General features: G+C 70.9%; 11 protein-coding genes. 4 read left to right on the plus strand and 7 right to left on the minus strand.

Annotated elements, in window-relative coordinates; genetic code table 11:
- Window positions 1-17 precede the first annotated feature (17 nt).
- The 3 genes from Q2K21_RS27825 to Q2K21_RS27835 are packed head-to-tail and all read right to left on the minus strand — an operon-like array spanning window position 18 to window position 3,354.
- On the minus strand, window positions 18-1,088 hold the full coding sequence (locus Q2K21_RS27825; protein ID WP_310776230.1) for a prenyltransferase/squalene oxidase repeat-containing protein: 1,071 nt from the start codon (window positions 1,086-1,088) through the stop codon (window positions 18-20).
- Window positions 1,085-1,909 (minus strand): class I SAM-dependent methyltransferase, encoded by an 825-nt coding sequence (locus Q2K21_RS27830; RefSeq protein WP_310776232.1) that lies wholly within the window; start codon window positions 1,907-1,909, stop codon window positions 1,085-1,087. Before Q2K21_RS27830 ends, Q2K21_RS27825 begins: the two co-directional genes overlap by 4 nt.
- Complete coding sequence (locus tag Q2K21_RS27835) at window positions 1,903-3,354, minus strand: glycosyltransferase family 4 protein (RefSeq protein WP_310776234.1); 1,452 nt, start codon at window positions 3,352-3,354, stop codon at window positions 1,903-1,905. Before Q2K21_RS27835 ends, Q2K21_RS27830 begins: the two co-directional genes overlap by 7 nt.
- A 206-nt stretch (window positions 3,355-3,560) precedes the next feature.
- Between Q2K21_RS27835 and Q2K21_RS27840 the strand changes: the two genes are divergently transcribed.
- Entirely contained in the window at window positions 3,561-4,205 is a 645-nt protein-coding gene (locus tag Q2K21_RS27840; protein WP_310776236.1) for a TetR family transcriptional regulator, read from the plus strand.
- A 313-nt stretch (window positions 4,206-4,518) separates the two neighbouring features.
- Here the strand turns inward: Q2K21_RS27840 and Q2K21_RS27845 are convergent, their stop codons facing one another.
- Together Q2K21_RS27845 and Q2K21_RS27850 are read right to left on the minus strand one after the other, a co-directional pair.
- A complete protein-coding gene (locus Q2K21_RS27845) occupies window positions 4,519-4,752 on the minus strand; it encodes a ferredoxin (RefSeq protein ID WP_310776239.1) in 234 nt (77 codons plus the stop codon).
- Between the two features lie 3 nt (window positions 4,753-4,755).
- On the minus strand, window positions 4,756-6,216 hold the full coding sequence (locus Q2K21_RS27850) for an aldehyde dehydrogenase (RefSeq protein ID WP_310776241.1): 1,461 nt from the start codon (window positions 6,214-6,216) through the stop codon (window positions 4,756-4,758).
- A gap of 179 nt (window positions 6,217-6,395) precedes the next feature.
- On the opposite strand from Q2K21_RS27850, the gene Q2K21_RS27855 reads away from it, so the two are divergent.
- Both Q2K21_RS27855 and Q2K21_RS27860 read left to right on the plus strand, forming a co-directional pair.
- Window positions 6,396-7,421 (plus strand): MBL fold metallo-hydrolase, encoded by a 1,026-nt coding sequence (locus Q2K21_RS27855; RefSeq protein ID WP_310776243.1) that lies wholly within the window; start codon window positions 6,396-6,398, stop codon window positions 7,419-7,421.
- Window positions 7,422-7,994: 573 nt separating this feature from the next.
- Window positions 7,995-8,624, plus strand: a complete 630-nt coding sequence (locus Q2K21_RS27860; protein WP_310776245.1) for a hypothetical protein — start codon at window positions 7,995-7,997, stop codon at window positions 8,622-8,624.
- Between the two features lie 173 nt (window positions 8,625-8,797).
- On the opposite strand, the gene Q2K21_RS27865 is transcribed toward Q2K21_RS27860, so the two are convergent.
- On the minus strand, window positions 8,798-9,472 hold the full coding sequence (locus tag Q2K21_RS27865; RefSeq protein WP_310776247.1) for a phosphotransferase: 675 nt from the start codon (window positions 9,470-9,472) through the stop codon (window positions 8,798-8,800).
- 551 nt (window positions 9,473-10,023) lie between these two features.
- On the opposite strand from Q2K21_RS27865, the gene Q2K21_RS27870 reads away from it, so the two are divergent.
- Window positions 10,024-10,440 carry an aggregation-promoting factor C-terminal-like domain-containing protein gene (locus Q2K21_RS27870; RefSeq protein WP_310776249.1) on the plus strand — a complete coding sequence of 139 codons (417 nt, stop codon included), beginning with the start codon at window positions 10,024-10,026 and terminating at the stop codon, window positions 10,438-10,440.
- Between the two features lie 154 nt (window positions 10,441-10,594).
- Here the strand turns inward: Q2K21_RS27870 and Q2K21_RS27875 are convergent, their stop codons facing one another.
- Entirely contained in the window at window positions 10,595-11,848 is a 1,254-nt protein-coding gene (locus Q2K21_RS27875) for an alpha/beta hydrolase family protein (RefSeq protein WP_310776252.1), read from the minus strand.
- Window positions 11,849-11,907: the final 59 nt, after the last annotated feature.

The raw sequence follows: 11,907 nt of genomic DNA on the forward strand, positions 1-11,907 counted from the left end.
CCCCTGAGGGAACTCCCCTAGGCGCAGCAGTCCGGGTCCAGGCCCCGTGGCAGGCGTTCGCCCCCGAAGACCGCGACCGTCGGCTCGTCGCCGCCGAGCGCGGCCACCGCCAGCAGGAGCGAGCCCGCCGTCCAGGTGGTGAGTTCCCGGGGCCAGACGGCCCGGTCCTCGAAGACGTAGCCCGTCCAGTACAGGCCGCTCTCCGCGTCCCGCAGATGCTGGATCGACTGGAGGATCTCCAGCGCGCGGTCGGACTCGCCCATCACCCAGAGCGCCAGGGCGAGTTCGGCCGACTCGCCCCCGGTCACCCACGGGTTGGGGACGACGCAGCGCACGCCGAGCCCGGGCACCACGAAGCGGTCCCAGTCCGCCTCGATGCGCTCCTTCGCCTCCGTGCCCGTCAGGGCGCCGCCGAGGACCGGGTAGTACCAGTCCATCGAGTAGCGGCCCTTGTCCAAGAACCGTTCCGGATGCCGGCGTATCGCGTGCCGCAGCGCGCCCACGGCCAACTCCCAGTCGGGTTGCGGCTCTTCGCGCTGCTCGGCGATGGCGAGGGCGCAGCGCAGGGCATGGTGGATCGACGAGCTGCCGGTCAGCAGCGCGTCCGCGACGTCCGTGCCGTCGTCCTCGCGCTTCCAGCCGATCTGCCCGCCGGGCTGCTGAAGCCGGAGCACGAACTCCACGGCCGCGTACACGGTCGGCCACATCCGGTCCAGGAACGTGTCGTCGCCGGTCGCCAGATAGTGGTGCCACACCCCGACGGCCACGTATGCGACGAAGTTCGTCTCGCGGCCGCGGTCGGTGACGTCCTGCGGGTCGCCGTCGGCGTATGCCGCGTACCAGGATCCGTCCTCGTTCTGGTGCCGGGCCAGCCAGTTGTACGCTCGCTCGGCCGCGGTGTGCTCTCCGGCCGCGTCGAGGGCCATGGCCGCCTCGACGTGGTCCCACGGGTCGAGGTGGTGCCCGCGGAACCACGGTATGGCGCCGTCCTCCCGCTGTACGGCAAGGATCCCGCCCACGGTCGCGGCGGCCTGCTCGGCGGTGAGGACCCCGGGCAGGACGAGGTGTTCTGTCCGGGGGGTCGTCACTTGACGGCCGCCTCGGAGGACTTGGCGGCCTTGGCGGACTTGGATGCCTTGGCGGACTTGGCCGGCTCGGACGACTCCGACGACTCCGACGACTCGGAGAGCCGCGGCAGGTGGGGCTTGGTCGCGTAGGCCACGAAGCTCTTGCCGATCAGCGGGTTCAGCGCCTGTTCGGCGACCCGGGTGGCCAGCGGCTTCTTCATGATGTCCCAGACCAGGAGCTTGTGATACGCGCGCACCGGCAGCGCCTTGTCGTTGTCGACGCCGAACGCGCACTTCAGCCACCAGTACGGGGAGTGCAGGGCGTGGGCGTGGTGCGTGCCGTACGGGCGCAGGCCCGCCTCCCGGATCTTCGCGAGGAGTTCGTCCGCCTTGTAGATGCGGATGTGGCCGCCCTCGACCTCGTGGTAGGCGTCGGACAGGGTCCAGCAGACCTTCTCGGGGCCGTAGCGCGGGACGGTGATGGCGATGCGCCCGCCCGGCTTGAGCACCCGGACCATCTCGGCGAGGACGCCCTTGTCGTCGGGGATGTGCTCCATGACCTCGGAGATGATCACGACGTCGAAGGACTCGTCGGGGAAGGGCAGCGCGAGGGCGTCGCCCTCCATGGCGGTCGCGGTGGCACCGGCGGGCGCCTCCCCCGCCTCCTTCATCGCGGCGAACCACTTGGCGACCTCGCGGATCTCCTCACCGTTCTGGTCGAGGGCCACGACCTGCGCACCGCGCCGGTAGCACTCGAACGCGTGCCGTCCGGCACCACAGCCGAGGTCCAGGACACGGTCGCCGGGGGCGAGCGGGAACCGGGAGAAGTCGACGGTCAGCACGTGGCCCTGCTTTCGGAGTAGACACCTATGGCGGCCGCGGAGCGGCCGGGATCCTGGACCGCGGAGCGGTCGGTGCTCGACGTCGCCGCGGAGCGGTCGGTGCTCGATGTCGCCGCGGGGCGGCGGAGGTCCGGGCCCGCGGAGCGGGCGACAGCCTCTCGGTACTGCGCCACCGTGCCCTCGGCGGCCTTCGCCCAGGTGAACCTCGCCAGTACCCGCTCCCGCCCGGCGGAGCCGAGCCGCACTCGCAGCTCCGGGTCCCCCAGCAACCGGCTCAGACCGGCGGCCAGCGCGCCCGCGTCGCCGGGCGGCACCGCCAGGCACGTCTCCCCGTCCGGCCCCGCGACCTCCGGTACGGCACCGCCCGTCGTGGCCACCAGCGGCGTACCCGTCGCCATCGCCTCGGCCGCCGGCAGCGAGAAGCCCTCGTACAGCGACGGCACGCACGCCACCTCGGCCGAGCGCACCAGGTCGACCAGCTCCGCGTCCGAGATGCCCTTCACGAACTCGACCGCGCCGTCGAGCCCGTACCGCTCGATGGCCTGCGCGACCGGCCCGTCCTCCGCGCGCTTGCCGACCACGACGAGATGCGCCCCGGGGTGCTCGGTCCGCACCTTCGCGAGCGCCTCGATGAGGAAGACGAGGCCCTTGAGCGGCACGTCCGCGCTGGAGGTGGTGACGATCCGGCCCGGCACCTGCGGCACGGACGGATCGGGCGAGAACAGGTCGGTGTCGGCGCCGATGTGCACGACATGGATACGGTCCTGGGCCACGCCCAGGTGGTCCACGATCTCCTGGCGGGAGGTGCCCGAGACGGTGAGCACCGACGGCAGCCGGCGCGCCACCCGCTTCTGCATGCGCGTGAACGCGTACCAGCGCCGTACGGACGCCCGCCGCCGCCAGCCCTCGGCCGCGTCCAGCTCCAACTGCCGGTCCACGGTGATGGGGTGGTGGATGGTGGTCACCAGCGGCGCGCCCACGTCGCCCAGCAGGCCGTACCCGAGGGTCTGGTTGTCGTGGACGATGTCGAAGTCGCCGCGGCGGTCGCGCAGATGACGGCGGGCGCGCAGCGAGAACGTCAGCGGCTCGGGGAAGCCGCCGGTCCACATCGTTCCGACCTCAAGGCCGTCGATCCAGTCCCGGTACTCCTCCCGCTTCGGAGTGCGGAAGGGGTCGGGCTGGCGGTACAGGTCGAGGCTGGGCAGCTCGGTGAGGGAGAGGCCCTCCAGGCCCTCGCTCTCGTCGAGCACGGGGTAGGGCTGCGAGCCGATGACCTCGACCCGGTGGCCGAGCCGGACCAGCTCGCGCGAGAGATGCCGTACGTACACGCCCTGGCCGCCGCAGAACGGGTTTCCCTTGTACGTGAGGAGCGCGATGCGCAACGGGCGGTCCCCGTCGGCGGCCGAGCCCTCCTGGGGACCCGCCTCCCTGGCCTCAGCGGTCACTCTCGGCCCCTTCTCCCTGGCAGTTCCCGCGAGATTACGCCGGGACGGTAATCTAGAACAAGTTTCAGACTTGATCGCTGAAGAGGCTCTGAATCTACCGGCAGGTAGCGCCACTGTGAGCGGTGGATCAGGTGATTCGCGCCACGGCCGACAGCCTGCCATGCTGTCCGATCGCACGCCCTCACCGACTGTCACGGAAGGGACCCATGCCTGCGGAAGCCAAGGTGCCAGCCAGTACCGCGCGACCGGCGGCGCAGCCGGCCTCACCTCCGCTCACCGAGCGGCAGGAGGCGCGCCGCCGCCGGATCCTGCACGCGAGCGCACAGCTGGCCAGCCGGGGCGGTTTCGACGCGGTGCAGATGCGCGAGGTCGCGGAGTCCTCGCAGGTGGCCCTGGGCACGCTGTACCGCTACTTCCCGTCCAAGGTCCACCTGCTGGTGGCGACCATGCAGGACCAGCTGGAGCGCATGCACGGAACCCTCAGGAAGAAGCCGCCGGCCGGGGAGACGGCGGCCGAGCGGGTGGCGGAGACCCTGATGCGCGCCTTCCGCGCGCTCCAGCGCGAGCCGCACCTGGCCGACGCCATGGTGCGGGCCCTGACCTTCGCGGACCGCAGCGTCTCCCCCGAGGTGGACCAGGTCTCCCGTCAGACGACGGCGATCATCCTGGACGCGATGGGCCTGGAGAACCCGACCCCGGACCAGCTCTCCGCGGTCCGCGTGATCGAGCACACCTGGCACTCGGCCCTGATCACCTGGCTCTCCGGCCGCGCGTCGATCGCCCAGGTGAAGATCGACATCGAAACGGTGTGCCGCCTGATCGACCTCACGGCCCCGGAAGAACGGGCCTAGGCCCTGTCACTCCGATCGAGAGGCAGCACTCCGGTCGGGGGTATCACCCAGGCGCCCAGGCGGGGGCACGCGGAACAAAAAAGACCTACGAGACGGGCTCTGACGGCCTTCAGGTCTCTCGACCTTCCGGCCTACTCGGCCGGTACGATGTCGGCCCCAGCGGAAGCCGAAGCTTCACGCCAAAGTCGGCAACTCCCGGTCGAGATTCTTTGCTCGCCTCGTAGGCGACTTCTAGATTAACACCCCCGCACCCCGACGCAATACCCTAAAGCATGATTTTTTGAACAATTCGGACAGGGATGCTCCAGGTGATCTAGTCCTCGGGCGGAAACACCGGCTCCCCGCTCCCCACCAGCGTGATCAGGATGGCCTCCACCGGGCAGTTCTCCGCCGCCTCCAGGATCTGCTCGCCCGCGTCGGCGTCCGGCTCGACGGGGTGGGACTGCCGGGCGGAGTCGAGGCGGAAGGCGTCGGCCGCGCGGTGGACGCACTGCGCGGAGCCGATGCACGCCGAGCGGTCGACCTCGATATGCCAGCGGTCACCCATGCGCTACGCCTCCCCGTACCCGGCCGGCAGATGGATCATCTTGTGCTCCAGATACTCGCCGTACCCCTCGGGCCCGAACTCGCGCCCGAGGCCGGAGTTCTTGTAGCCGCCGAACGGGCCGAGCATGTCGAGGCTGAAGGTGTTCACCGAGTACGTTCCGGTCCGCACCTGCTTGGCGATCTCGATGCCGTGCTCGATGTCCGCCGTCCACACGCTGCCGCTCAGCCCGTAGTCGGAGTCGTTCGCGATCTTCACGGCCTCGGACTCGTCGCCGTAGGGCAGGAGGCAGATCACCGGGCCGAAGATCTCCTCCCTCGCGATCCGCATGGAGTTGTCGACGTCACCGAAGAGCGTCGGCTCCACGTACCAGCCGCGGTCCAGGCCCGCCGGGCGCCCGCCGCCGGTGAGGATCTTGGCGCCCTCCTCCTGGCCGATGCGGATGTAGTCGAGATTGCGCTGCTGCTGCCGCTTCGCCACCAGCGGGCCGACCTGGGTCGCCGGGTCCAGCGGGTCGCCGACCGCCAGGGCGCTCGCGGCCTGCGCGAAGGCGTCGGCGAACTCGTCGTAGCGCGAGCGCGGCAGCAGGATGCGGGTCTGGGCCACACAGGCCTGCCCGTTGTTCATCCAGGCGGCCGGGACGATCCCGGACACGGCCTGGGAGATGTCCGCGTCCGGCAGCACGACCGCCGCCGACTTGCCGCCCAGCTCCAGGGTCACCCGCGTCAGGTTCCGGGAGGCGACCTCCATCACGCGCTTTCCGGCGGCGACCGACCCGGTGAAGGACACCTTGTCGATCCCGGGGTGCCCGACGAGGTACTCGCTGACCTCGCGGTCCGCCGGGAGGATGGACAGGACGCCTTCGGGCAGCCCCGCCTCCTTCGCGATCTCACCGAGGATGTACGCGTCCAGCGGCGACTCGGGCGACGGCTTGAGCACGACCGCGCAGCCGGTGAGCAGCGCGGGCGCGAGTTTGGCGGCGGCCACGAACTGCGGGACGTTCCACGGCACGACGGCCGCCACGACCCCGACCGGCTCGCGCCGCACGAGGATCTTCCCGAGGACGCCGTCGCGCCGCTCCTCGTACGTGAAGTCGCGCGCGACCCGGATCGCCGCGTCCCAGACCATCATCGCGCCGAGCGCCTGCGCGAGGACGCTCCAGGAGTACGGGGAACCGTTCTCGCAGGAGATCACCCGGGCGATCTCCTCGTGCCGGGCGGCGATCGCGTCCTTGATCCTCGTCACGACCTCGATCCGCTCGTCGAGGGTCATCCGCGGCCAGGGCCCCTCGTCGAAGGCGCGGCGCGCGACGGCGACGGCCCGGTCGACGTCCTCCCGCGAGGCGTGCGGCACCCGCCCGATGACCTCTTCCGTGTGCGGCGAGACCACCTCGATGAGGTCCTTGCCCAGGGGATCGGTCAACTCCCCGCCGATGAACAGCTGTCCGTGTTCCACGAGCTCGGTCATGGCCGACTGCCTCCCCGGGAGCCATCTCTGACGATCCATCAGATATGTGGATACGGAACTGATACCAGTTCCACCCCGGGGAGTCCACGGGTGCGACGAGGGACCGAAAGGTCAACCAGGGCTCCCATCGAAACTTGTTCTAGTTATAGTGACCCGGAACGCGGCGATTGGGGGAGCCCATGGCGCAGGTGTCCGACCACGGCGGAGGCATACGCTCCATCGAGGTCCCCATTCCGGACAATCCCCTCGGCCACACGCTCGTGTACGTGGTCGACACCGACCGCGGGCCGGTGCTGGTCGACACGGGCTGGGACGACCCGGCCTCCTGGGACACGCTCGCCGAGGGGCTCGCGGCCTGCGGCACATCGGTCCGGGAGATCCACGGGGTCGTCATCACCCACCACCACCCGGACCACCACGGCCTGGCGGGCAAGGTACGGGAGGCCTCCGGCGCCTGGATCGCGATGCACGCCGCGGACATCTCGATCGTCCAGCGCACCCGCGAGACCCGGCCCGACCGCTGGTTCACGTACATGGCGGCCAAGCTCGCGGCGGCGGGCGCGCCCGAGGAGCACGTGACCCCACTGCGCACCGCGCCCCGCCGCACCCTTCCCGGCCTCTCCCCCGCGCTCCCCGACCGCGAGATCGTCCCCGGCGAACTCCTCGACCTGGCCGGCCGCCGTCTGCGCGCGGTCTGGACCCCGGGGCACACGCCCGGCCACGTCTGCCTCCACCTGGAGGAGGATCACCCCGCCGGCCTCCCGGGCCATGGCCGCCTGTTCTCCGGCGACCACCTCCTCCCGGAGATCACCCCGCACATCGGCCTGTACGAGGACCCGGACGACGCCACCGTCACCGACCCCCTCGGCGACTACCTCGACTCCCTGGAGCGTGTCGGACGGCTCCGCCCCGCCGAGGTGCTCCCGGCCCACCAGCACGCGTTCACCGACGCGCCGGGCCGCGTACGGGAGTTGCTCGCGCACCACGAGGCCCGCCTGACCGGCCTCCTGACCCTGCTGACCACTCCCCTCACCCCCTGGCAGCTCGCCGAACGCATGGAGTGGAACCGCCCCTGGGAGCAGATCCCGTTCGGCTCACGGAACATCGCGGTCTCGGAGGCCGAGGCCCATCTGCGCCGACTGGTGAAGCTGGGGCGGGCGGAGGCGGTGGCGGGGGGCGATCCGGTGACGTACGTGGCGGTGTGATCCGGTCGTACGACCGTTTTCCTCACCTTTTCCCCACCTTCGGCGACCCGACGACCCGCCCGTCCCACCCGGGCCTGTAGTTGCCACAGGACACCGCCTGTCGGTGCACCTTGACAGCCCGACGCGGTCAAGTACCCCTGTCGCAAGCACACTTGGATGTCTCACATACATCGGGGCGCAGGCGGAGGAGCTCGCCACCGTCCGCACCGTCGCGACCGCCTGACGGGGACGCCGACCGGCCGCCCGGGAGGCCGCCGGTCTCCGGTGGACGCACCGACGCCACCACCCGGTGCGTCCACCGGAGACCCCCGGCCGCCGCCCGACGCCCACCGCCCGCCACTCGCCGCCCCGCGCGTCGGCGGCGACACGCCGGGACACGCGCGAGTCGCGTACGTCGACACCCCGCCGCCACCGCAAAAAGCACGCCCCAATGACGACGCGTCAGCGCCATGGCTACGCCGATCGGATGGTTCGTCATATTTTCCGTATGTCCGATATGACACAGATGCAGATGATCTGTACGTTCAATCTCGCATCGGCTCACAGCCGACGTCTCTCAGACAGGAGAAAAAAATGGCAACGCGTTCCACTGTAGTTACTGCCGCGGTCGCGGCTGCCGCGGCCCTGGCGGCCACCGGCATCACCTACGCCTCGGCCGCCTCCGAGCCGGCCCAGGCGGCCGCGGTCGCCCAGCCGGCCGCCGCCCCCGCCGCGCCGGCCCCCGCCGCCCCCGCCGCCGCCCCCGAGGCGGCTCCCGAGGGCAACAACGGCGACGGCGGCGGGCGGGGCGGCTACGACGACGACGACGACGGCTTCGGTGGTGGCGGCGGGGGCCGCGGCGGCTACGGCCGTGGCCACCTCGGCTGGATCCAGATCAACGAGCGGTCCTTCCCGGCCGTTCCTGGTGGCTGCGTCGTCGTGGTCAGCGGCCTCGGCTCCAGGAGCATCAACGTCCGCAACGACAGCAGGAAGACCGTCGAGGTCTTCCGGGGCGCCACCTGCGACAACGGCGCGCCCATCGCCACGGTCGGCCCCTACAGCACGGCCGACGGCATCTTCCCCCGGCGCGTCCGCGGTGGCGTGAAGGTCCGTAACGGCGTGGTGGCCAGCTTCCGCGTGGTCCGCCACTTCGGCTACGGCTTCGGCGAAGGCGGCTTCGGCGGCGGCTTCGGCGGCGTCGGCGGTGGCGCCCTGCGCAAGTAAACCGAGTCACCCAGGTGACGTACAGAGCCAGAACCCCGGCCCGCCGGAATCGGGCCGGGGTTCCGGTCTGGACGATCGCCCTCCACGCTAAACCTTTACCCAATGCTCCGCGTGTCGAGAGCACGGAAAGGAGGACATTGAGCTAAGGAACACCGAGCACCCACCGGGGTGAACTAGAGCAGGGTCCGAAGCAAACCCTCCGCCTCCCCGAGCAGTGCGACCTCCCGTTCCGTCATGGTCGGGTTGGCCGCCCTGCGGGCGAGGGCCTCCTTCAGCCCCTCCTCCGTAAGTGACGACGCGCCCTGCCGGCCCGCGAGCATCGCGGCCAGCAGGGCGCGTACTCCATCCACGCGAGGTTCGCCCACCACGACGGCCTGCGCGAGGATCACCGCGGACATCCCCCAGTCGAGGCCGGGCGAGCCCTCCTCGGCAGTGGCCCAGTCGATGACCTTCGGACCGTCGGCGGTCAGGATCACGTTCAGCGGGTGCAGGTCGAGGTGGATGATCCGGGCAGCCGGATCCCCGGAGCGCCGGGCGGGCAGCGCGTGCAGGTCACGCAGCAGCCGCGCGAGCATCGCCCCACCCTCCTCCGGACCGAGCCGCCCCTCCAGGATCGCCTCCAGCATCGTCGGGCCGGACAGCCGCTCCATGACGAGATCGCTGCGCGTCGCCGACCGCACGCCAGGTGCCGGATAGCCGTGCCCCCGGACATGGTCCATCACCACGGCCTCGGCGGCCGCGTCCCCGTGCGGGTCCCGGTAGCGCCGCAGCACCCAGGCCCCGTCCGTCCCGTCGATCTCGTACACATCGGCCGTGCGCCCGGATCCGAGCAGTCTCCCCGTCTGCATGAGCGGACCCTATCGACCACGTATGCGACGCCGATCACAGCCCCACGCCCGGTCCGTGCGGCACCGGTCACATCCCCACTCCCCGTCGTGCGGCGCCGGTCACATTCGCACCCGCCGGCACGCGACCCCGGCCACCCGCACCCTGCGACCCCGGTCACACTCCCCACCCCTCCACGTGCGGCGCGGGTCACACCGTTTCACCACGGGCCGCAGCGCCTCATCGACCATCCGTCACCTGAACCGTGACGAGCCCCACGTGACTGCCCTCACTTACGAAGCGAGGTCGTAGATCCAACCGAGTGGCATGTGCGCATCGATTTCCCCTCTGACCTGGGGATTGAGAGCCAGATCACATAAGCGACTTTCGTTACGGATGCGACCACAACTAGTAAAAAGGGTCATTGCGGACAGGTCCGGCACCTGCTTACCTGGATCTCGTCGCAAGGCGCCGCCGAGCCCACCCGGGCCGCGGCGCCGATGCACGCCCCCACCACACAGCACGTGGTTCCGGCGTGTCCGCGACGCCCCTGACCCCGAAGAAAGAGTGTTCTGTGACCGTCTCCTTCATCTCCCGCATCGCTTCCCCGAAGAAGGCCCTCGCCGCTGCCGCCCTGGCCGCCGCCACGACCGGCATGGTGCTCACCTCGGTGCCCGCCCAGGCCGCGACCCCCACTGAGGCCTCCTCCGCGAAGTCGATCGCGCGCCAGATGATTCCGGACGCCGCGCAGTTCAACGCGTTCGACAAGATCGTCTCGCACGAGAGTGGCTGGAACCACACCGCCACGAACGCCTCCTCCGGCGCCTACGGCCTGGTCCAGGCCCTGCCCGGCTCGAAGATGGCCTCCGCCGGTTCCGACTGGAAGACCAACCCGGCCACCCAGATCAAGTGGGGCCTGGACTACATGAACTCCCGCTACGGCAGCCCCGCCGCGGCCTGGGACTTCTGGTCGACCCACCACTGGTACTGATCGAGCCGGTCTCACACGCCTGCGTAGGCGGCGGCCCCCGAACCCGGGGCCGCCGCCTTCGGCGTTTCCGCCGTTTCCGCGTTTCCGCGTTTCCGCGTTTCCGTGCTTCCGCGTTTCCGTGCTTCCGCGTATCCGCGTATCCGCGATCCCGCGCTCAGCCGCGTACGGCGTCGAAGAACCGCACCACCTGCGGCGCCGACACCTTGAACGACCCGAAGTGGTCCACGTCCCCCTGGTTCACCAGCCGCGCCCGCCCGCCGTGCTCGGCCAGCCGCGCGGCACAGCTGCGCGCGTTCCCGATGGGCACGTCGGTGTCGGCCGCCCCCGCGTACAGCCGCACCGGCACGTCGGGCTTCCAGTCGCAGGTGTGGTCGTTCTCGCGCATCGCGGCGAGCAGTCCGCCGCTCGGGTGCCGCATCCGCTCGTAGAAGGCGGGCGTGAGCATCTCCTTCACCGTGGGCGCGAGCGAGCCGATGATCTCCTCCTCCCCGTGCTTCCCGTCGTACAGATCCTCGACCCGGCTCGCGTACGGGGCGCGGAACACCTCGGCGGGGTCCTTGTATATGTGGTGCAGCGGGTTCTGCGCGACCAGCCAGTACGAGGTGTAGAGGACCCCGCTGATGTCGTTGACCCGGCCGTCGTACAGCGCCGGTATCTCCTGGCCCTCGATGTCGTACGGGCCGCTGATCGGGGCGAGCGCCTTCAGCCGGAAGTGGTGGTCGGCGCCCTGCCGCAGCGCCCGCCCGAGTCCCATCGCGACCTGCCCGCCCTGCGAGAAGCCGGTCGCGTAGACGTCGCCGGTGAGCGGGCGGCCCAGCCGGTCGGCCGCCGTACGGGCCGCGCGCAGCATGTCGACGGAAGCCGTCACGGAGGAGCGGGTGTCCATGTAGGGGTGGCGGCCGGGACCCTTGCCCAGGCCCAGGTAGTCGGGCGCGGCCACGGCACGGCCCGCGCTCGCGTTCAGATAGGAGGGGACGCGCCCGAAGTCGTCGCCGGCCGAGGGCGCGTAGTCGCGGTTCACCATCGTCCCGTGCGTGTCGGAGACGACGTCGAGCCGGTGGGCGCCGCCGGTGGGGAGCGTGAGCAGGCCCGTGGCGGTGGTCGGTTTGCCGTACGGGTCCACGGTCCGGTACGTCAGCCGGTAGGCCCGCACGCCGTACCTGACCGTGTCGGTGGCGATGTCGCGGTCGGCGAGGAACGTCCGTACGCCGGTCGCGTCCCGGGACACGACCGGGGTGACCGAGACGAGGGCGCCCCGCCGGTCCCGCGCCGTGTCCTGACCGTCCGTGGCCGCGACCGCGGGAGCCGCCGCGAGCCCGGCGAGCAGCAGGGCCGCCATGGCGGCGAGCCCTCGCCGCACCGTCCAACTAGTGTGCTTTTCTTGGCTTTTGCGCGTGTCATCACTCATGCCCCCGACGCTACGGAAGCACCGATCACCCGGACATCCGATCATCCCCCGCTTCCGTG

It is taken from the genome of Streptomyces sp. CGMCC 4.7035, assembly GCF_031583065.1.
Classification (GTDB): domain Bacteria; phylum Actinomycetota; class Actinomycetes; order Streptomycetales; family Streptomycetaceae; genus Streptomyces; species Streptomyces yaanensis.